The organism is Pedobacter nototheniae (assembly GCF_032678625.1).
GTDB classification, from domain to species: domain Bacteria; phylum Bacteroidota; class Bacteroidia; order Sphingobacteriales; family Sphingobacteriaceae; genus Pedobacter; species Pedobacter nototheniae_A.
This window is the reverse complement of record NZ_JAVTSO010000001.1, coordinates 904,912-924,841: the sequence shown is the minus strand read 5'-3', so window position 1 is coordinate 924,841 and position 19,930 is coordinate 904,912. Positions and strand designations below refer to the sequence as shown.

At 35.9% G+C, this 19,930-nt stretch carries 19 protein-coding genes; 7 read left to right on the top strand and 12 right to left on the bottom strand.

Annotation, left to right across the window (positions count from 1 at the left end; translation table 11 throughout):
• Positions 1 to 31 precede the first annotated feature (31 nt).
• From R2Q77_RS04215 to def, 3 genes are all read left to right on the top strand, one after another.
• The gene (locus R2Q77_RS04215; RefSeq protein WP_316802453.1) at positions 32 to 487 is read left to right on the top strand and encodes a hypothetical protein; all 456 of its coding nucleotides are present in this window, start codon (positions 32 to 34) and stop codon (positions 485 to 487) included.
• A gap of 70 nt (positions 488 to 557) precedes the next feature.
• Entirely contained in the window at positions 558 to 1,790 is a 1,233-nt protein-coding gene (locus R2Q77_RS04210; RefSeq protein ID WP_316802452.1) for a pitrilysin family protein, read from the top strand.
• Between the two features lie 131 nt (positions 1,791 to 1,921).
• Positions 1,922 to 2,482 (top strand): peptide deformylase, encoded by a 561-nt coding sequence (gene def / locus R2Q77_RS04205; RefSeq protein ID WP_316802451.1) that lies wholly within the window; start codon positions 1,922 to 1,924, stop codon positions 2,480 to 2,482.
• Between the two features lie 102 nt (positions 2,483 to 2,584).
• Here def and R2Q77_RS04200 read toward each other — a convergent pair whose 3' ends face one another.
• Genes R2Q77_RS04200 through R2Q77_RS04190 form a run of 3 tightly spaced genes read right to left on the bottom strand, consistent with a single transcriptional unit; the run spans position 2,585 to position 4,635 of the window.
• Positions 2,585 to 3,226: a hypothetical protein gene (locus tag R2Q77_RS04200; protein ID WP_316802450.1), complete on the bottom strand. Its 642-nt coding sequence runs from the start codon at positions 3,224 to 3,226 to the stop codon at positions 2,585 to 2,587.
• A gap of 52 nt (positions 3,227 to 3,278) precedes the next feature.
• Positions 3,279 to 3,524 carry a NifU family protein gene (locus R2Q77_RS04195; RefSeq protein ID WP_316802449.1) on the bottom strand — a complete coding sequence of 82 codons (246 nt, stop codon included), beginning with the start codon at positions 3,522 to 3,524 and terminating at the stop codon, positions 3,279 to 3,281.
• A gap of 34 nt (positions 3,525 to 3,558) precedes the next feature.
• Complete coding sequence (locus tag R2Q77_RS04190) at positions 3,559 to 4,635, bottom strand: Mrp/NBP35 family ATP-binding protein (RefSeq protein ID WP_316802448.1); 1,077 nt, start codon at positions 4,633 to 4,635, stop codon at positions 3,559 to 3,561.
• Between the two features lie 131 nt (positions 4,636 to 4,766).
• Between R2Q77_RS04190 and R2Q77_RS04185 the strand changes: the two genes are divergently transcribed.
• Positions 4,767 to 6,920, top strand: coding sequence for a biosynthetic peptidoglycan transglycosylase (locus R2Q77_RS04185; protein ID WP_316802447.1), 2,154 nt, complete (start codon positions 4,767 to 4,769; stop codon positions 6,918 to 6,920).
• A gap of 44 nt (positions 6,921 to 6,964) precedes the next feature.
• Positions 6,965 to 7,504 (top strand): hypoxanthine phosphoribosyltransferase, encoded by a 540-nt coding sequence (gene hpt, locus R2Q77_RS04180; protein ID WP_316802446.1) that lies wholly within the window; start codon positions 6,965 to 6,967, stop codon positions 7,502 to 7,504.
• Here the strand turns inward: hpt and R2Q77_RS04175 are convergent.
• The 3 genes from R2Q77_RS04175 to R2Q77_RS04165 form a co-directional block, all read right to left on the bottom strand.
• Complete coding sequence (locus R2Q77_RS04175) at positions 7,501 to 10,125, bottom strand: carboxypeptidase-like regulatory domain-containing protein (protein WP_316802445.1); 2,625 nt, start codon at positions 10,123 to 10,125, stop codon at positions 7,501 to 7,503. The genes hpt and R2Q77_RS04175 overlap by 4 nt on opposite strands.
• A complete protein-coding gene (locus R2Q77_RS04170; protein WP_316802444.1) occupies positions 10,125 to 10,931 on the bottom strand; it encodes a GLPGLI family protein in 807 nt (268 codons plus the stop codon). Before R2Q77_RS04170 ends, R2Q77_RS04175 begins: the two co-directional genes overlap by 1 nt.
• A gap of 104 nt (positions 10,932 to 11,035) precedes the next feature.
• A complete protein-coding gene (locus R2Q77_RS04165) occupies positions 11,036 to 11,311 on the bottom strand; it encodes a hypothetical protein (RefSeq protein WP_316802443.1) in 276 nt (91 codons plus the stop codon).
• A gap of 194 nt (positions 11,312 to 11,505) precedes the next feature.
• Between R2Q77_RS04165 and R2Q77_RS04160 the strand changes: the two genes are divergently transcribed.
• Positions 11,506 to 12,165, top strand: a complete 660-nt coding sequence (locus tag R2Q77_RS04160; protein ID WP_316802442.1) for a phosphatidylserine decarboxylase family protein — start codon at positions 11,506 to 11,508, stop codon at positions 12,163 to 12,165.
• A gap of 72 nt (positions 12,166 to 12,237) precedes the next feature.
• Here R2Q77_RS04160 and R2Q77_RS04155 read toward each other — a convergent pair whose 3' ends face one another.
• The 5 genes from R2Q77_RS04155 to R2Q77_RS04135 form a co-directional block, all read right to left on the bottom strand.
• Positions 12,238 to 13,410, bottom strand: coding sequence for a mechanosensitive ion channel family protein (locus tag R2Q77_RS04155; RefSeq protein ID WP_316802441.1), 1,173 nt, complete (start codon positions 13,408 to 13,410; stop codon positions 12,238 to 12,240).
• A 70-nt stretch (positions 13,411 to 13,480) separates the two neighbouring features.
• Complete coding sequence (gene rplS / locus R2Q77_RS04150) at positions 13,481 to 13,828, bottom strand: 50S ribosomal protein L19 (protein ID WP_410479241.1); 348 nt, start codon at positions 13,826 to 13,828, stop codon at positions 13,481 to 13,483.
• A 138-nt stretch (positions 13,829 to 13,966) separates the two neighbouring features.
• Positions 13,967 to 14,641 carry a tRNA (guanosine(37)-N1)-methyltransferase TrmD gene (gene trmD / locus R2Q77_RS04145; RefSeq protein ID WP_316802440.1) on the bottom strand — a complete coding sequence of 225 codons (675 nt, stop codon included), beginning with the start codon at positions 14,639 to 14,641 and terminating at the stop codon, positions 13,967 to 13,969.
• Between the two features lie 39 nt (positions 14,642 to 14,680).
• Complete coding sequence (rimM, locus tag R2Q77_RS04140) at positions 14,681 to 15,208, bottom strand: ribosome maturation factor RimM (protein WP_316802439.1); 528 nt, start codon at positions 15,206 to 15,208, stop codon at positions 14,681 to 14,683.
• A 161-nt stretch (positions 15,209 to 15,369) separates the two neighbouring features.
• Positions 15,370 to 15,942, bottom strand: coding sequence for a 30S ribosomal protein S16 (locus R2Q77_RS04135; RefSeq protein ID WP_316802438.1), 573 nt, complete (start codon positions 15,940 to 15,942; stop codon positions 15,370 to 15,372).
• A gap of 144 nt (positions 15,943 to 16,086) precedes the next feature.
• Between R2Q77_RS04135 and R2Q77_RS04130 the strand changes: the two genes are divergently transcribed.
• Complete coding sequence (locus R2Q77_RS04130; protein ID WP_316802437.1) at positions 16,087 to 16,608, top strand: 5' nucleotidase, NT5C type; 522 nt, start codon at positions 16,087 to 16,089, stop codon at positions 16,606 to 16,608.
• A gap of 233 nt (positions 16,609 to 16,841) precedes the next feature.
• Here the strand turns inward: R2Q77_RS04130 and R2Q77_RS04125 are convergent, their stop codons facing one another.
• A complete protein-coding gene (locus R2Q77_RS04125) occupies positions 16,842 to 19,850 on the bottom strand; it encodes a VIT domain-containing protein (RefSeq protein ID WP_316802436.1) in 3,009 nt (1,002 codons plus the stop codon).
• Between the last annotated feature and the right edge of the window lie 80 nt (positions 19,851 to 19,930).

Sequence of the window (19,930 nt, the reverse complement as noted above, 5' to 3'; positions counted from 1 at the left end):
GTTCAGCTATTAAAAAAGATAATTCTAAAACATGAATCAGTCAAAACTCAAAATCATGCAAATTATGCACCTGGCTTTTTGTATGGCTGTTATGTTATTTTTACTCCTTGCCGTTTTTATTACAAAAGATCAGCTCTTTTTTAATGCAAACCCAGCAACAACATCGCCTTTTAATCCAATATTTCCCATAATGGGTTTAGCGAGTTTAAGCTTTGCTTTGATTGGATTTAAAAAAGCCATGTCTGCTATGGATGCAACCATTAATACTGATTCGAAATTGACCCGTTACCAAACCGCATTTATTATTAAAATGGCATTTTTAGAAGCTGGTGCTTTACTTAATATTACTGTATTTTTTATTACGCACAATCTTTTTTTCTTAGTATTTGCTTTAATCAGTCTTGTGGGCTTAATTATAAGCAGGCCAACAAAAGAAAAAATTATTGAAAGTTTAAACATTCAATACCCTGATACAGAGAATTTATAACAGTATGCTGACGGATGGCATTTGTAGTTTAGCCCTCAGGTAGACTGCAAATGCTTATCTTTGCAAATCAATGGAATACAACGTTCATACGCTGCCTAACGGCATCCGCTTATTACATGTGCCCTCGGCTTCTACGATATCTCATGCCTGTATTATTGTGAATACCGGTTCACGCGATGAACCTGACCATAAAGCAGGCTTGGCGCATTTTATAGAACATTTAATCTTTAAAAGAACCGAGAAACGCAGTACAAACCAGATTTTAAACCGGTTAGAAAGCGTAGGTGCCGATTTAAATGCCTATACAACCAAAGAATATACCTGCGTTCATGCTTCATTTTTAAATCCTTACCTCGATCGTACTTTAGATCTTTTTAATGATATTATTTTCCATTCTACTTTCCCTGAAGATGAAATGGACAAAGAGAAGGGTGTAATTTTAGATGAGATTTCTTCATACACCGATCAACCTGAAGAGGCCATAAATGATGATTTTGAAGATTTGCTTTTTGCAGGACATTCGCTTGGCCATAATATTTTGGGCACAACAGAAACGGTTGAAAATTTTACCCGCGAAGACATTATCAATTTCAGAAATCAGAAATATAGAACCAGCGAAATTGTAGTAGCCGTTTTAGGAAATTACAGCCTTAAAACAGTGGTAAATAATGGAATAAAACATTTTGCCGATGTACCCGAAAATTCGCCAATGAAAGAACGTGTGAAGCCAGTAATCCATCAGCCAGAAAATAAAACGATATATAAACCTATTACTCAGGCGCATTGCTTGCTGGGCGCACAAAGTTATTCAACCCATCACCCATATAAAGCCGGATTATTGCTTTTAAATAATTATTTCGGTGGCAACGGCATGAGTTCCGTACTTAACCTGCAAATCAGGGAGAAATATGGGATAGCATATACCATTGAGTCTGGTTTTTCTCCACTTAGCGATACTGGAATATTTACCATTTATTTTGGTACCGATCGTGAAAAACAACAAAAAGCACTCTCCTTGATTTTTAAAGAAATTAAAAAATTAAGAGAGAATCCGCTCAACAGTATACAGCTGCAGAAAGCTAAGCATAAATTTATTGGTCAGATTGCCCTTGGTGAAGAAAATAGAATTGGCTTAATCATTGCGATGGCTAAAAGCCTGATCGATCATGATAAAATTGACAGTTTAGAAACCGTTTTTGCTAAAATTAATGCGGTGAATACCGATGAAATTGCAGAAATAGCTCACGAAGTTTTAGATAAAGACAAACTGAATATCTTTACATTCTGTCCAATAGGGGAATAATTCTTATTTTTGCAGAATCAAATCTTTATTGCATTGTCGACAATGGCTTTTTTGAAACAATTTAAACCAAAATTAGCTGACAAGTAAAAAATTAATAACTCAGATTTTTAGTCTGAAAAAATATTACCAAAATGAAATTACCAATAGTAGCCTACGGAGATCCGGTATTAAAGAAAGTAGGAACTGATATAGAAAAAGATTATCCTCAATTAAAAGAGCTGATTGCCAACATGTTTGATACGATGTATTATGCTAACGGCGTTGGTTTGGCTGCACCACAAGTGGGTTTGCCTATCAGGTTGTTTATTGTTGATACCGGTGTGGATGATGACGGAAACTCCGGTTATAAAAGAGTTTTTATTAATGCCGAGATTTTAGAAGAAACAGGCGAACCCTGGTTCTTCAATGAGGGCTGCCTGAGTATTCCCGACATCCGCGAAAATATTTCGCGCAAACCCAACATTAAAATAAAATATGTGGATGAAAACTGGGTGGAGCATACCGAAGATGTAGATGGATTAGCCGCCCGTGTAATCCAACACGAGTACGATCATATTGAAGGTAAATTATTTACCGATAAAGTAAGTGTTTTACGTAAAACGATGCTTAAAAGCAAACTGGATGCCATTTCAAAGGGAAATATCAAAACGGATTACAAAATGAAGTTTCCAAATAAAAGTAAAAAGAGATAATTAAGAGAGGGCAATTAAAATTGCTCCTTTTTGTTTCTATCAACGTAAGTTAATAGAAATTTCACTAAAAAATATATAATCCGTTTAAGATAAACTTATCCTTTAATTATCGGTATTTCTTTTCTTATCCCCATCAAAGATTTGTTGCATCAGTTTACCCCATGCAAAAGGGTTTAACAATGGATTGGTTTGAACCATGTTCTTATTAACCATCCGGTCAAAGTTATAGCGGTAATTCTGGCTGCCAATTTCCTGTCCATCGCGTGGAAGGGTTTGAATTAAACCATCGATTGATGAACGGGAAAGGTTCTTTTTAGCAATGGCCATATCATCATCGGCAAGTTTCATGGTTAAAAACTCCCGGGTAAATTCTTCTGCTGTAGCCCACGGAAAAACCCTTACCGAGGGCAAATTGATCACCTCAGCTTTAAGTTTTACCATAATGGTGTATTTACTATCTGGCTGGCTTTGCGGAATAACCGTAGAAAACTTTTTGTAGCCTATGGCAGTAAATAAAATGGTATCGCCTGGGTTTACAATAAAGGTAAAATAACCCCGGTAATCTGCAGCAACCCTTTTACTCTTAGCCGAAAGGTTAGTAATGGTTACATAAGGAATTACGTTTGTACTATCAATATCCGTTATAATACCCGAAAACTGGATAAGTTTATCCTGTACTGGCTTTTGTTGTGCAAAAGCAGTTACCGAAAAAATAAGCAAAAGAAGGGTAATACAATATCTCATTAATACAAAAGTAATTTTATTAAGAAAACTTCTTTGTTAAATATTGTTAAAGCTAATCTTGTTCAGCCATGTTGACAGCTACAACCGAAGTAATTTCAGGAACAGCTTTCATAATCGCCTGCTCAATACCTGATTTCATGGTCATAAAGCTCATTTTGCAAGAACCGCAATTACCCAAAAGTTTTAATTTCACTACATTATCTGATGTAATTTCCTCAACAGAAACATCCCCACCATCAGCAATTAAATATGGCCTTATGGTTTCTAATGCCTGTTCTACCCGCTCTGTTAAATTCATTATATGTTTTTTAAAGTATAAAAATAGTAATTTTTTAGCAATTAGCCGGTTGCGCGTTGTTTATAGATATCTGTTGCGCTATTTTACCTGCTATATCCCCAAATACACTGTCCAGTAAAGGGTTTTGATTTAAGGCCACCGGTTTACCGCTATCACCTGCTTCTGCAATGCTTTGTATAATGGGTATTTCTCCTAAGAAAGGAACGTCAAAATACGCAGCAAGTTTTCTCCCGCCCCCATTTCCAAAGATATAATATTTATTATCCGGCAATTCTGCTGGGGTAAAATAAGACATATTTTCAATTACACCTAAAACCGGAATATTTATTCCCGGCATTTTAAACATGGCTAATCCTTTTTTAGTATCAGCTAAAGCGACCTGTTGTGGTGTTGTAACCACTACGGCACCAGAAATTGGAAAACTTTGCGTAATGGTAATGTGAATATCGCCCGTACCCGGTGGAAGATCTACAATCAGATAATCGAGTTCGCCCCAATTTGTATCGTTAAATAATTGTTTAACGGCATTTGATGCCATTGGACCACGCCATGGCACAGGTTGGTCTGGATCTGCAAAGAAACCTAACGACAGGAGTTTTATGCCGTATTTTTCGATTGGCAAAATTTTTGTTTTACCATCAGCTGTTTCTACCGCACCTGGTTTAGCATCAACCAAATCGAACATCGTTGGTACAGATGGGCCATAAATATCGGCATCAATTAAGCCAACTTTAGCGCCATCTTTAGCTAAAACCACAGCTAAATTACTGGCCACAGTTGATTTACCAACCCCACCTTTTCCTGAAGAAACTAAAATAATATTCTTAATGCTATCCAGTGAAGAAGAACTGATGGATTGAGTAACCCTCGAAGTAACGTTGATGGAAATCGTTGCATCAGCCATAACAAAATGCTTAATGGCATTGGTACAGGCATTTGTCAGCATATCCTTCATCGGACATGCCGGTGTGGTTAATTCAAGTGTAAAACTAATGTGTTTATCAACGATCTGTAAATCCTTAATCATGTTTAAAGTAACCAGATCTTTTTTCAGATCCGGATCTTCAACATTTTTAAGGGCATCTAAAACTTGCTGTGAGCTAATTTGCATTATATAAATTTAAATTCAAAATTAACAAAACATAGCCACATATACTTTTATTTAGGGTTTTTAACTGTAATTTTAACACGAAATAAACATTTAATTGTTACGTTTAAGCAATTAACCATTTTTACGACTATATGCGGATACCAAAAATTAACATTCCTAAAAAATATTTAAAAATCGGGGCCTGGGTTTTGGGCGTTTTTTTAATTGTTTGCATGGCTTTAGGGGCGGTTGCTTATAGTAAAAGGGAAGCTTTACTCAAAAAGATGATGGCTAAAGCCATTGCAAAGGCTGATAAAGATTATGGGCTGGATATTAAAATCGGTTCTGCCGGGTTTACCGGATTAAGTACCGTAAAAATGACCCAAATTTCGGTTGTTCCGAAAGATCGGGATACTTTATCGCACATTAATGAACTTAGTGTTGGCGTAAAATTGTTCCCGCTGATTTTTGGTAATGTAAAATTATCTGAAGTAAAACTAAACGAAGGGTTTGTAAGCATTGTGCTTAAAGATTCGATTACCAATATCGACTTTCTGTTAAAAAGAAAAAAGAAAGATAATACCGAAAACAAAGGGAAAGCAGACTTATCTGAAATTGCCAGCAACATATTAAACCAGGTTTTATACAAAATCCCTGATGATATGGACATGAAGAACATGGTTTTTAAGGTTAATGATAATGATACCGCAAAACTTTCTTTTGCCACTACGGCAACCATTGATGGGGGAGATTTAAAATCGAGCATTAATGTTAACAACGGAGAATCTACCTGGCATGTAAACGGCCTTGTTAAACCAGGCAAAAAGAAATTGAGCTTTACGGCTTATGCCGACGGCAAAAAATTAGAATTACCATATTTAAACCATAAGCTACACGCTAAATTAAGTTTTGATACCCTGCAAACCGAATTAAAAGATGCGGGCTACAGCGGTGACGATTTTAAAATTTCTGGCTCCTGGTCTGTTAAAAACATGTTGATTAACCAGCCAAGAATTGCCAGCAATGACATTATTGTGCAAAGTGCTAAACTGGATGCCGACGTTTTGGTGGGCAAAAATTATGTGGCCCTGGATAGCACCTCAACTGCATTTTTAAAAAATGCCTCTATTCATCCTTATATAAAATACACGCTTAGTCCTAATAAAATTTACGAACTGAAACTAAAAGCGGAGGAGCAGGATGCACAATCTGTTTTTGAAGCTTTTCCTGAAGGTTTGTTCGAATCGTTAGATGGCTTAAAAGTAAAAGGCAAAATTAAATATAACCTGAATTTTTATCTCGACAGCAAAATTCCGGACAGTGTTCGCTTTAGCTCAACATTAACGCCTGTTGATTTCAAAATTTTACAATGGGGTAAAACGAATCTTCAAAAAATAAACAGCACTTTTATATATACCCCTTATGAGTACGGAAAACCAATGCGCAACATTACCATTGGCCCGCCAAACTCAAACTTTACCCCTTTAACTTCTATTTCTTCAAACTTTAAAAATGCCGTATTAACGGCCGAAGATCCCTCTTTCTTTACTCACAATGGATTTGTGGAAGAATCGATCCGAAAGTCAATTGCAGTTAATTACAAGGAGAAAAAATTTAAACGCGGAGGAAGCACCATCAGCATGCAATTGGTCAAAAATGTTTATTTAAGCCGTCAAAAAACCCTTGCACGTAAAGCGGAAGAAATTTTAATTGTTTGGCTAATTGAACACAACCATTTAGTAAGCAAGCAAAGAATGCTCGAAGTTTATTTCAACATTATGGAACTTGGGCAAAATATTTATGGAATTGGAGAGGCTTCAAGATATTATTTTGGTAAACAGCCAGCTGATTTAACCATTGGAGAAGGTATATTTTTAGCCAATATTGTTCCCAAACCAAAAGCTGCAATGTATAAATTTGCCGGCGATGGCGCATTAAAACCTTACTTGTTTAATTATTTCAGGTATATGGGCAATATTATGGCCAGAAGAGGTTTAACGCCTGCGGATACTTCGGGTTATGGCTTTTATAATGTTAGATTGCGCGAAGGACTCCGTAAGTATTTAACTCCGGATACGGTAGCGATTGACACCAATGCATTTGATGAAGATGGCGACACACCTCCTGTTATTATGCAGGATCACAACAAAAATCTTTTCGATCGGATATTTGGTGGTGGTTCTAAAAAAGATACGGTAAATAAGCAGGGAACAATCCCAGCTGACACCACAAAAACAAAAAAGCAACTCAGACAGGAGCGGAGAGAGCAGCGCAAAAAACAACGGGAACAGGAAAACGGTGGTTAATCCACTCGTTTTACAAAATAAGTTATCAAACATTTTAAAACAACATGCATAAAATTCAGGTAGAGGATAAGGAATTCGAGATATTTTTGGAAAATGATAATCTGAATAAACGCATCAGGTTATTGGGCATTCAAATGAATGTAGATTATGAAGGCAAATGCCCTTTGTTTATCGGTGTTTTAAACGGAAGTTTTTTGTTTATGGCCGACTTAATCAAGGAAATCAGCGGAGCTTGCGAAATTGCTTTTATGCGTGTGGCTTCTTACCAGGGAACGGAGAGTAGCGGAACGGTTAAAGAACTAATTGGTTTGCCGGATGACATTGAGGGACGGGATATTATAATTGTAGAGGATATTGTAGATACAGGCCTCACGTTAACGCATATTTTAAAAACCATTAAAACAAAAAAACCTGCATCGGTAAAAGTATGTTCACTTTTGCTTAAACCGGCTTCTTTAAAGCATCAGATAGAAGAACTTGAATACATAGGCTTTGAGATCCCGAATGAATTTGTAGTAGGCTATGGCTTAGACTATAACGGCTTAGGCAGAAATTTAACTGATATTTATAGGGCCACTTCTTAAAAATTAAAAATATAATTTGCCTGAAAAAAGCGCCCTAAAAGCTGATAACTGGAATTTGCGCTGGTATAAGCCGATAGGTAATTTGTTCGGTATGATTTTATATTGGCCAGGTTAATTGCCGAAAATGTTAGCTCTTGCCTGGCTTTTGCAAACTTCCAGTTTAAATTGGCATCTAAAAATAAATAGTTCGAAGCATTGCTGCTTGTACTTTTATAAAATTGATGCTCGACATTAACCTTAAAAATTACGGGCTTTACCGGCAATAAAACCAATTCCATTTTCTGGTTTATAAATGTGTTTTTCTGCGCTTCTAAATTAAATGCTGTTGTTTTGGATCTTGTAGGCACATAAGATGCTGCATATTTTAAATAAACCCAATTATTAAACTTTGTATCCGTTCCGAAGCCATAAGTATACGCTATGGTTTTGTAGGGTAAAAGTTGTGCATTAAGCACTTGATTACTGTAAAGTTGCTGCAAAGCAAAGTTTGCCTTAACCGTTGTTTTCAGTTCAAAAATGTATTTGTTAGTGTTTCCGATTAACAATAAATTTCTATTATAATTGATTAATGGAAGTTGCAAAGTTGTTTGATTAAAATTATTAAAATTGATCTGACTTATAGAATTATTTTCTTTTACACTATACAAGCCAAATACATTAAAAGAGAAAAGGCTTATGCTTTTACTGAAGTTATAACCCATTGAAAAATTATGGGTATTGGATTGAGATAGAAAATCAGTACTGTAAGCATTTAGTGTTCTGTAGTTTGATAATATATAGCCCTGATACTGTGTATTAGCATCACCAAAATCATTTTTATATTGGTATTGAGCGGTTACCCGGTTCTCTTTTCCCTGATTAATTTTAAAGGTTAGTTTAGGCTCAAAAGCAAACTTGTTTTCATGGTGGTTACTTTCATAAAGATTATCATTAAAACTAAAACCATTATAGCTCACAGGCAGAGATAACAATATTTTTATTTTTTCATCTGCATAGCTAAAGGAAGGGCTAAATTGAAGCTTGTTATATTTCCATTTTAAATTATTCCCAAGTTGGTTTGAATAAATGCCATTTATGGCCGAATTAATTTCCTTTTCATCATAAGTATGCGAAACTTTAAACTCCTGAAAAATTTTGCCGCTCAATACTTTTAAAGCCAAGCCATTATTAACAAATAGCTGAGGTGTTTTAATTTGCTGTACTTCGTATCCATTAAAAACGGAAGGAAATATATTTAAATTTTGATTTTGGTTAGATTTGCTAATAAAAGAGAAAAATTCTAATGCCTTATCATTTTGGATGGTTTTAATGTACTTCGCTTCGTTATAAAACTCGTAAGGATTTACTTTTAGCACCTGGTTTACCAGGTTAGAATTTACCGTAATCAAAGCATTGGTGCTAAGGGTTTCATTTTTAAAAACCAAGGTATTGTTAAAATAGTATTTCTTTTTATTGATCGTTAAATCACCTCTAAGCTCAAACCTGTGCGGGTTATCTTGTTGGTTCTGCTCTTCGAGGTAACGGATGGTATCCGTTAAAATAACTTGTTGTGTTAGCCTGGAGAAAGTACTTTTCTGTGCATCTCTAAAATAATGTCCTGAAAGTTTTAACTGTATATCATTACTCAGCTTAAATAATTGATTGCTCGTAGCAAGAAAGGCATGATTGAATAAGTATTTGTTTTGGCTTAGATTGGGCGTTACAACCGTATTTAAATTGATTAATGGATAATTTGTATTCCGGCCTAAATCAGCATTCTTTTCAGTAAAATTTTGTGCGGTAATTTCTTTTGATAAATCATATCCATCACTGTTGTATTTAATAAGGTTTAAAGTCTTGTAGCCCTTTTTTAAACTCATTAAATTTGTTTCCTCTTTAAAGTGCTCATTTGTTCCGAGCCCTAAATTAGCAAGCCCTGTAACTTTGATTCTTGCTTTTGGGTTTAAAACGATGTTTAAAGAAACATTATCACTTGGCGAAATTTTATTAAGGGCTTTTATAGGCTGATGATTTTCAAAAACCTGTAGTGTATCTACTATTCCAGCAGGAATTGTTTTGGTACCCAAAGTATATTTATCATCCAATAGATTATCACCATCAATAAAAAAACTGGTAATAGATTTTCCATTGTAACTTATTTTTCCAGCCTCTGTAATTTCAATCCCTGGTATTTTTTTTAAAACATCTTCTATAACCCGATCTTGAGGAGCCTTATAAAAAGAAAGATCAAAGTTCGTCGTATCCCCACGTTTCTGAATAGGAGCGGGCTTGCTTTTAACTAAAATTTCGCTTAAAATAAGGCTCGATGCTTTGAGCATAACATTGTACTGCTTTTGTGCAGTTGTTATTGCAACTATTTTCTTTTCGAATCCTACAGATGTAAATTGCAGTTGTAAATACTGTACAGTGCTTTTTTCTTGCTGTTTAAATGCATACTGCCCCTCCTGATTACTTTGAGTATATTTTATAATTATACCATTATTAAGCAGCGCAATATTGGCAAAAGCAATTGGTTTGCTTAGTGAATCAGTGATCTTTCCGTGGATATAATCTTGAGAAAAAACCAATGAAACATACAGCAAATTAAAAAGTAAAAAGAAAAGGCTCTTTTTTAAACACATTAAGGCTTTAACTCGAGAGGATTACTTTCAGTTTTCTTAGCATTCTTAAATAAATCGGGGTTATTTGGCGAAAGCCTTACGCCATTCACTTCATTTTGTGCAAAAAAAGCATTCGGATCATTTCTTAACAAATCAATCAACCTCTTGTAGTCTGCTTGCGTAGCGGCTATTGCAATGCTCGGCGTAGCAATAGTTTCTAAACTTTCCGCTGGCTTTAATCCATCAAACATAAACTCTACTTCGTGTTTATCATCATACGCCTGAAGAATTAGACCCGGCAGCCCACATAATTTCCACGGGCCAGTATTATAAGGTAAATCAGGAGCAAACCAGGCTGTGTAATTTCTCCCTTTAAAAACGGCCTCTGCCTTTTGACATTTAATTCCGGATAGAGAAAGCGTGTCTTCCTTGATTTTCCATTCTATATTCGGATAGGTTTCATCAATGGCATAGGTTTTAATCAGTTTTTCTAAAACAATCATTTTTTTATCTGCAGGATAATTAAAAATTTGTGTACCGATTGTTTTTTTGCGGTTGGCGGTATTTATTATATAACCGCCTTTACCATCTTCCTGTACAGATGTTTTTTTAACCGAATCATTTACAATCTTATCATAACTTTTATAAACAGACGCATTTTTACCTGCCCACAACACCATTCTTTCTTTATATAAACTCGATTTATCTAAAGTATCTTTTAAATGGTTAAACTTATAAAAAACAGTTATCAGTGCCTGCTCTCCTTTTTGCGCCTTTACATTTAGAAAAATAAAAAAGGCAATTGCTACAAAAAAATATTTTTTCATTACAAAGTGATTGTATACTTATTAAAGAATGTGAAAGCTATAAATTGAATCAACTAAATATCTGTACTTAAAATAATTAGACCTTATAAGCAATTGTTAATTAATTAGCCACAAACAGCATTATCGTACATATCGCTAAGTACTTCAAATGCTTCTTGTCTTTCTTTTGGAGTTCCCCCTTCACTACACATTGTTTCAAAAAATGTTCCGCAACTGGCATTAATTTGCACAGGGTAGCAGTCTTGTTTTTTCTTTGCCTTAATCTTTTTAATGGTATTAACCTTTTTATATTTGATGGAATTTTTAGTGGTTTTACTTTCTTTACTAAAACCGGCAAAAGATATGGCAACGAGCGCCATTAAGATTAGTAGTTTTTTCATAATTTGGTTTTTAGGATTTTGGTTGCTTATAAGGTCTACTCAAACTTACATAAAGTAAGGTTAATCTCATAATTTTAGACAGAACATCCCGAGAGAAGAATAAGATATTAAAGCGGAATTATAAAAACCTTTGTTAAGCTTAATATACAGTTTAATTTATTTTTTGCACCTTTGCTCAACAATCAAATAACACAATGACTATACACAAAGAAGGTTATACAACTATAGCTTTAAGCATATTATTTATCTTTATCATTAATGCTTTTGTTGATTACAAATATTATGATGTAACCTGGTTACGCTGGTTTATTTATATTTTTTCGGCGGCATTATTTATAATTGTTTTACAATTTTTCCGCAACCCGAGCAGAAGCTTTTCATCTGGCGAAAACCTGGTAATCTGTCCTGCAGATGGTAAAGTAGTGGTGATAGAAGAAACTGAAGAAGGCGAGTACTTTAAAGATAAACGCTTGCAGGTTTCAATTTTCATGTCGCCGGTAAACGTGCACATCAACCGTAATCCAATTTCTGGTGTGGTTAAATTTTTCAAATACCATCCCGGAAAGTACTTAGCCGCATGGAATCCAAAATCATCGACTGAAAATGAGCGTACAACCACCGTTGTAGAGCATAAAAATGGTACGCCTGTATTATTCCGTCAAATTGCCGGTGCTTTAGCCCGTCGTATTGTATGGTATGTAAAAGAAGGAGATCAGGTTGTTCAGGCAGAACAGTTTGGGTTTATTAAATTCGGCTCCAGGGTTGATGTTTTTCTTCCGGTTGGAACTAAGGTAAACGTTGCACTTAACGATGTGGTTAAAGGTGGGATTACCACTTTAGCAGAGTTAAGTTAGAAAAATATACAAATAGAAAAAAAGCGATTTGGAACAAACCAAATCGCTTTTTTTATGCCTGATTATTCCAAACTAATCCGTTGCATCATTTCCCGGTACTTTATCAGATACGGGTGCAGACTGATCACTAATCAATCTTTGTGTTGGATAAGCAAAATCTGATTTATTGCTCATTACAATCTCCATAATCTTAAAATTAATTTCTTGTTTTATAGCCAGGTAATCATTGTACGCAGTTATAGAAACAAAATAAATGACCTCGATATTTAGAGATGAATCGCCGAAACCTTCAAAATAGGCATTACCATCATCGCTTGTATCGGGGTGTTGTCTGATGTACGTTCTGATTTCCTCTACAATTTTCTTGATTGTTGGTGCATCTGTTTCGTAAGTAATTCCGAAAGAAAACTTTACCCTTCTAAAGTTTCTTAAACTCATGTTTTCCAAAACGCCGTCAATCATGCCTTTATTAGGGATGGTAGCCATCGTTTTCTCCGTGGTACGAATTAAGGTGCTTCTAAAGCCTACTTTTTCTACTGTACCCTCTACACCGTCAACCTTTACCAGATCGCCTACCGTGAAAGGCTTATCTAAAAATATAGTAAAAGAACCGATTAAATTTTCAAGACTTTCTTTGGCTGCCAGCGCTATTGCAATACCACCAATACCTAAACCAGTAATCAGTGTAAGTACATTAACCTCGAAAACAAATCCTAAAAGTGTAAAAAAGCCTATAAAAACAACGATCGTTTTAAATAACTCTTTTAAAAAAGGTACCAACTGATCGTCGGACTTACTTTCTGTTAAAGAGGCCTTATATAACAGCACATGAGAAATAAAATCTATAATCCTGAGAATGATCCAGAAAATGGATAAAATAATCAGGAATAAAAATATTCTGTCGATACAATCTCCGATGGAGACCGGAATCTGCTCTTTCACCTTACCAACAAGTTTACCGTAGTGGAATACCGTTACTTCTAGGGGGTGTTTTAGCTGATTTATAGAAAGATAAAGGGTAGAAAACAGGATAAAAACCTCAATAGGTTTTAGCAATAAAGAAACAAAGGTATCATCGTGCGCCTGCTGGGAAAAGCTTTTAAAAAGTTTAAAAAGCAGTTTACTTAAAAGTTTAGAAACAATTCTTCTAAAAATAAGCCCTAAAAGCAGGATGGTACCGAAAAGAAAATATGCCCTAATGTTATTCCCCCAAAAAACCTGGTTGAAAAATTCAGAATTCATCATGGCCACAAATATATAAACAAAAAAACCTCCACGAGTAATCGTGAAGGTTTATATCTTTTTATAAAGAATATTATTTTCTTAAAGATTTGATACGAGCTGCTTTACCAGTTAATGCACGTAAGTAGAATAATTTCGCTCTACGAACTTTACCATAACTGTTAACGTCTACTTTCTCGATATTTGGAGAATTGATAGGGAAGATACGCTCTACACCTATTCCATTACTCATTTTACGAACCGTAAAAGTTTCGTTAGCACCTGCGCTGTTACGTTGTATAACAACACCCTGGTAAATTTGAACACGTTCTTTATTACCTTCGCGAATTTTATAGTGTACGCTCACTGTATCGCCAGACTTGAACGCAGGAAAATCTTTTTTCGCGATGGCCTGCTCTTCAACAAATTTTACTAAATCCATGATTTTAAGCTATTAAACCGATATTCTTTACCTTGAAAATCGGATTGCAATATTAGGGAAAATTTTTGATATAAAGAAACCTATTTTAATTTTTTCCACAATCTTTATGAATTCCACATTCGATAATGTTAATTGCTTCTATTTCAAAAGGTCAGGACGGCGTTTCTGAGTGCGTTCTAAGGCCTGTTCGTGGCGCCATTCGTTTACTTTAGCCTCATGTCCGCTCAATAAAATATCCGGCACTTTATGGCCGCGCCAGTCTGCCGGACGGGTATAAACCGGCGCATCCAGCAAATCGCCCTGAAAACTATCCGAAAGGGCAGAGGTTTCATCATTTAAAACACCAGGAATTAAACGAACAACAGCATCTACAACAATTGCCGCCGGCAGCTCTCCGCCACTTAAAACATAATCGCCAACAGAAATCTCACGGGTTACAAAAATATCACGTATGCGCTGGTCTATGCCTTTATAATGGCCACACAGAATAATGATGTTCTTTTTAATAGATAACTCATTAGCCGTGCTCTGATTAAGCGTAACGCCATCAGGGCTCATAAATATGATCTCGTCATACGTGCGCTCTGCCTGTAATTTCTCAATACAGACCGCAAAAGGTTCAATACTCATCACCATGCCGCTTCCGCCGCCATACTGATAATCATCTACACTTTTTTGTTTATTTGTTGCATAATCACGCAAATTATGAACAACAATTTCTGCAATACCTTTTGTTTGTGCCCTTTGCAAAATAGAGTGAGCAAAAGGACTATCCAATAATGCAGGTAAAACAGTTATAATATCGAAACGCATAGGTTCAAAGTTAAAGTTTTGTAGTAGGAGAACAAGCGTTTACTTTTCCAGGTATATATCCAACAAGCCTTCGGGTAAATCAAGCGTTAATATTTTTTCTTCATCATCAATCTCAACAATAAAATCTTCATTGAGTGGAAAAAGAATTTCGGTTTCCTGATGTAATACGGTAGCCACAAATTGCTGCGGATATTCGTTTACTTCCAAAATTTCGCCAAGTTCGCCAAGCGTTTCATCAACCGCCATAAAGCCTTTCAAATCTGTATAGAAAAACTCATCTTCATCACGCTCGGGCTTTTGCGTTAAAGGCAAATACAATTTCTTTTTTAAAAGCGGCTGTACTTTATCAATATGATCTACATCGTCAAAATTAAAATATCCGGTTTTGTTTGCCTGTAATTTAGCCGATGCAACAAAATAAGGAACAAGCTTACCATTCATATCTGCATAAACAATGTCAAATTCCAATTGCTCATATTCATCAAATTCAAAAAATACCTGAACTTCTCCTTTTAATCCCCTGGTTTTTGTAACGTAACCGATGTAAAATGCTTCTTCGTGCTTCATATCCAAATACTAATCGTCACCCTGAATTTAGTTCAGGGGCTTGCAAGAAAGATGCCGAAACAAGTTCAGCATAACGAGCTATATATAATAATGTCTTTTAAATAGAAATAGCGTTCCGAAAAATTCGGAACGCTATTTTCTGTACAGCAAAATAAATTAAATTATTCTGCGCCTTCTTCTTTAGTAGCTTCTGCTGCAGGAGCTTCTTCAGTAGCCTCAGCCTCAACAGCTGGTGCTTCTTCAGTTACTTCTTCTTCAACAACCTCTTCTGCAACTGGTGCATTTTTAGCTGCGATAGCTGCTGCTCTATCTTCTTTTTTCTTAGCTTCTGCTGCTAATGCTGCTTTACGAGTTTCAGCTTTCGAGCTTGCTAAACCTTCTGATTTACCAGAAATTTTACCAGCTTTAGCGTCTAACCACTCTGTAAATTTAGCATCTGCCTGCTCTTGTGTTAAAGCACCTTTTTTCACACCACCTTCTAAGTGTTTTTTGTATAAAACACCTTTGTAAGAAAGGATAGCACGAGCGGTATCAGTTGGCTCAGCACCACTGTTAACCCAAGCTAAAGTTTTTTCGAAATTAATTTCGATGGTTGCAGGATTGGTGTTTGGGTTGTATGAACCTAAACGCTCAATAAATTTACCATCACGTGGTGAGCGAGAATCTGCTACCACAACGTGGAAAAAAGGTTTCCCTTTTTTACCGAATCTTTGCAATCTGATTTTAGTTGCCATTTTTCAATTGTATTTATGTATTCAACATAGTTCCCGGAGCTTCGTGCTGCGGGCTGCAAAGATAACTAAAATACTGTAAATTAAAAACATAGTTTAATTTCTTTGTTTTAGAGATATTTACGCTAAAATATTTGCTGATACAATATGAAAAGAATTGCCATTGATATGGACGAGGTGATAGCTGATGTTATCCCAAAATTTATTAAACTTTATAACCGCGATTACGGCGTTCCTTTGGATCTGATTATCGAGCCTGGAAATGAAATATACAAACATGTACCCGAAAATATAAATCAAAAATGGTTTGATTACATTAATGAGCCAGGGTTTTTCAGAGATTTAGCGGTGATTCCCGACAGCCAAAGGGTAATTAAGGCCTTACAGGAAAAATATGACGTCTATATCGTTTCTGCAGCCATGGAATTTAGAAACTCGTTAACGGATAAGTACGATTGGCTGGCCGAGCATTTTCCTTTTATAGACTGGCAACACATTATGTTTTGCGGTAATAAAATTATTGAAGCTGATTTCTTAATTGACGATCGCATTAAAAATTTCACCAGCTTTAAAGGCCGCCCACTTTTATATACCTCTCCGCACAACTTACTCATTACCGATTACGAAAGGGTAAGTAGCTGGATAGAAATTGAAGAAAAATTACTCTAAACCAATGGTTTTGAAGCGTAGGCTCCGCAGCTTTTACGTCCTGCGGTCGGGCTTTTCCCTAAATTCCCGATAAAGAACCGGGCGATACCGCTGCAATACCGCTTAACAACAAAGGAAAGTTAAAAATACCTGAGCTTGCTTTTTTCTAAAAGCTAAAACCAATGTAAGCGCATTGAACCATAGTGCGCTTACATTGTTTATTATTTAAATTAACGTTGTCGGTTGGACATCACTTAATTAAAATTAAACTCTCCAACTAAATTGCCGTTTTTATTATTAGCATCCATTGGTAAAACAATTACTTTTCGTTCTTGCTTTCCTGTTGAGTAACGGGTATAAATTTCTGCGGTTACGGTAGTTGGCCCGCTGATGTTAATTTGCCTGTCGCCGTAATAGTTTACTTCAATTTTGTATTTACCTTTTATGGCTTTTTTAATCATAAACTGCTCAGGACCATAACCAGAGGTAAAATCGTTACTAATCCGACCTCCAATCTGGGTTCTTGGATTGCTGTAATATCCTTTTTCTCCTGTAGGATCTGTAACCCATAAATCAATATCGGTATCGTTTTTATTCCAGTTTAGCACCACCCTAACATCAACCGGTAAAGGAAAAATCAATCTTTTATCCATACCCTTAGTATTTAATTTATCGCCATGGTTGCTAATCAAATTATTCATTTCTGAGATGATAATTTCTTCTATTCCTTCATCGCGATCGGCTGTTTGTGTATTATAACTTTGTGTTAAAACTTTATATAAATAATCAAGCGCTTTCTGATATTGGCCGGCATCGGCTAAAGCAAGGGCATAATCGCGGTAACTTTGCGACTCCATCGGACGCCATTGCAATACTTTTCCTGTAACAAAAATCTCTTCTGTGTAGTTATGGGTTTGCTTTAGTTTATAAGCCAATGTTTTGTATAAATCAGCATTTTCTAATTCCAAATCAGCAATATTGCTTAAAATGGTTAAGGCCCTGGCATCATCCTTCTGCTGATAAAACCAGTTTGCCACATCAAAATAAAACATTGGTGTACTGATGTAACCCGGCCTCATTTCCAAATATTTTTGATAAGCACTATCCGGGCTCCCTTTCAAGTTTTTCATATAATCCTTATCACTTTTAAATTCAGGGATAATAATGGTTGGCCCCGGGGCAGTTGTTTCTACTCTTGTTCTGGTTTGATTGATTGACAACCCGGCAACACTTCCCTGTAACGAAACGGCAGACTGGCTTAAATTTTGTTTTCTGACCGATCTGGACGACGTTACGACTACATCCTGCAAAGCCTTGCTGTCTGACTCTCTTCTTCTTGATTCGTCTGCAGAAGCAACGGGCGCAGGCATTCGCACGGCATCAACACTTCTCTCTGCTGCCCTAACAGGTTCTGAGGTTACCCTATTTCCAACAGGATCACCCTCTACCGTTGGGTATTTATCTTTTCCTTTACTTCCTTTAACATATTTAAAATCTGTATTCCACCAGGTTTTGAGTTCTTTTGTCATGGCAACCGCGGTATTTATTAAATTTGTTTTTCGCTCCAGAATATCAACCCTGCGTTGTTTTACTACTGCATCATAATCTGCCCTTAATTCGGCTGGCGGCGCAATATCGTAGCGTAAATAATCATCCAGATTTTCTAAAACAATCAAACTGGTGTTTCTGGTTACAATACCAAACTGTTTGCTTAAAGCGCTAATATCATCCTGGTTAGTTTCGTACTGAATATCCATTTCGGCAATCTTTTTCTGTGCCCAAACCCTTCGTACATCTATGCTGGTTAATGTATGTTCTGTAGCATTTAAGCGAATTGGCATCTCTAAAACAACAGTATTCCCGAAACCAAATTGCAGAATAAAAGATGTATTTAAACCATTTAAAATTCCCGCTAAAGACAATTGCCCATTTACATTAACATGCATAGATGGATAAACTTCTCTTACATCTGCATTATTTTTAACGCCTAAAAACTGCAAATTTTCCTGACTTAGCTGCTTAAAAGCGTTTTGTACTGAAATGCTATTTAAATTTACAAATTGGCCGCCTGTTTTTAAGCTAATGTATTTCAATGTACTGTAATCAGCCTTTAGCGAAGTATTTATAGTATGAATAGGCTTGCCAAGGCTTACGTTACTTTTGCCGAAAGTGGATAAACCATCTGAAAAAAACAGGTACTCTTCTGCCAGGAAGTTTTTTTGATTTATGGCGCTAAAATTGGTTCCCCCATCATAAACCATTGTTTCCAGTTTTCTTTTTAAAAGATTCCAATTGCCATTTTTAATCACAAAAACACCGCCATCTTTAAAATTATTATTTAACAAACCCAATTGTATGGTTAGGTTTTGTTTCTGGTTTATAATTAAGCCCAAAAGTTCAATTTCTTTTTTAACATCCCGTTGCAGGCCACTTAAAGAACAATCCCAGATTAAGCCCAATTGATTTGCCCATTGCCTTGGTCTGCTCTGCGTTTTTGGAAAAACATTTACCATAAAATAGTAGCCGGAAGAAGCTTTTTGCATTTGCACTTCAGGCAGGTTGGTACGTTTGGGTAAACTTATGGTTAGTCCATTTTTAGGCTCATAATTACTTTTCTTTATTTCTCCGATATAAGTATTCCCATTTGCGTTGAAACTAAAGTTTCCATCGGGTTGCTCAACCAGTTCAGGTTTTACCACTGTTTCAAAAACAGTCGTTTTTAGCGTAAAATCTTGTATAGCCTGATTATAGCCCAAAGGCAAATGATATTGGAGGGCATTACCATCATTAAAACTAAGCTCTTGCTCATAACCAACAATTATAGTGCGGCTGCCCTTAGCAGGCAACGGATAAATCCGGGTACGAAAATTATTTCCTTCTACTTTTTCAAGCAAACCCGGATCTACCCGACGGTGCTCAATACTTTCAAAAACTTCAGTTGCCTTTGCTTTTTCTACCGGCACCGCCTCGCGCATTTTTCCATTTATGTCGAGTGCATAACGGCTAACCGTTACACCTTCGGGCATTGGAAAGGTTAATTCGCCTTCTAAAACCCGGTTGCTGTTGTTATAAAAAGTCATCGTCATAACCGTTGTTGCAATATTCCCGGTAATCTGAACATCGATATTCAGTTTTTTTAGGCTGACCGCTATTTTTTGCGCTTCATTTTCTGGTTGCTGAACTTTAAGCACGGGCATTTGTGCTTGTACAAAGGTTGCCAGTATTAACAATGGAAATACAACTATGGCTTTAAGCTTTTTCATAACATTGGTTTTTTAATAGGGATGCAAAATTTGCAAGGATTACATAAATTTATTTCTGAGGGTTAGTTTTTACCTTTAAA

What these genes read in the sequence shown, in the direction of transcription:
- R2Q77_RS04215 (WP_316802453.1), top strand. Translation starts at nt 32, where the DNA reads ATGAATCAGTCAAAACTCAAAATCATGCAAATTATGCACCTGGCTTTT.
- R2Q77_RS04210 (WP_316802452.1), top strand. Translation starts at nt 558, where the DNA reads ATGGAATACAACGTTCATACGCTGCCTAACGGCATCCGCTTATTACAT.
- def (WP_316802451.1), top strand. Translation starts at nt 1,922, where the DNA reads ATGAAATTACCAATAGTAGCCTACGGAGATCCGGTATTAAAGAAAGTA.
- R2Q77_RS04200 (WP_316802450.1), bottom strand. Translation starts at nt 3,226, where the DNA reads ATGAGATATTGTATTACCCTTCTTTTGCTTATTTTTTCGGTAACTGCT.
- R2Q77_RS04195 (WP_316802449.1), bottom strand. Translation starts at nt 3,524, where the DNA reads ATGAATTTAACAGAGCGGGTAGAACAGGCATTAGAAACCATAAGGCCA.
- R2Q77_RS04190 (WP_316802448.1), bottom strand. Translation starts at nt 4,635, where the DNA reads ATGCAAATTAGCTCACAGCAAGTTTTAGATGCCCTTAAAAATGTTGAA.
- R2Q77_RS04185 (WP_316802447.1), top strand. Translation starts at nt 4,767, where the DNA reads ATGCGGATACCAAAAATTAACATTCCTAAAAAATATTTAAAAATCGGG.
- hpt (WP_316802446.1), top strand. Translation starts at nt 6,965, where the DNA reads ATGCATAAAATTCAGGTAGAGGATAAGGAATTCGAGATATTTTTGGAA.
- R2Q77_RS04175 (WP_316802445.1), bottom strand. Translation starts at nt 10,125, where the DNA reads ATGTGTTTAAAAAAGAGCCTTTTCTTTTTACTTTTTAATTTGCTGTAT.
- R2Q77_RS04170 (WP_316802444.1), bottom strand. Translation starts at nt 10,931, where the DNA reads ATGAAAAAATATTTTTTTGTAGCAATTGCCTTTTTTATTTTTCTAAAT.
- R2Q77_RS04165 (WP_316802443.1), bottom strand. Translation starts at nt 11,311, where the DNA reads ATGAAAAAACTACTAATCTTAATGGCGCTCGTTGCCATATCTTTTGCC.
- R2Q77_RS04160 (WP_316802442.1), top strand. Translation starts at nt 11,506, where the DNA reads ATGACTATACACAAAGAAGGTTATACAACTATAGCTTTAAGCATATTA.
- R2Q77_RS04155 (WP_316802441.1), bottom strand. Translation starts at nt 13,410, where the DNA reads ATGATGAATTCTGAATTTTTCAACCAGGTTTTTTGGGGGAATAACATT.
- rplS (WP_410479241.1), bottom strand. Translation starts at nt 13,828, where the DNA reads ATGGATTTAGTAAAATTTGTTGAAGAGCAGGCCATCGCGAAAAAAGAT.
- trmD (WP_316802440.1), bottom strand. Translation starts at nt 14,641, where the DNA reads ATGCGTTTCGATATTATAACTGTTTTACCTGCATTATTGGATAGTCCT.
- rimM (WP_316802439.1), bottom strand. Translation starts at nt 15,208, where the DNA reads ATGAAGCACGAAGAAGCATTTTACATCGGTTACGTTACAAAAACCAGG.
- R2Q77_RS04135 (WP_316802438.1), bottom strand. Translation starts at nt 15,942, where the DNA reads ATGGCAACTAAAATCAGATTGCAAAGATTCGGTAAAAAAGGGAAACCT.
- R2Q77_RS04130 (WP_316802437.1), top strand. Translation starts at nt 16,087, where the DNA reads ATGAAAAGAATTGCCATTGATATGGACGAGGTGATAGCTGATGTTATC.
- R2Q77_RS04125 (WP_316802436.1), bottom strand. Translation starts at nt 19,850, where the DNA reads ATGAAAAAGCTTAAAGCCATAGTTGTATTTCCATTGTTAATACTGGCA.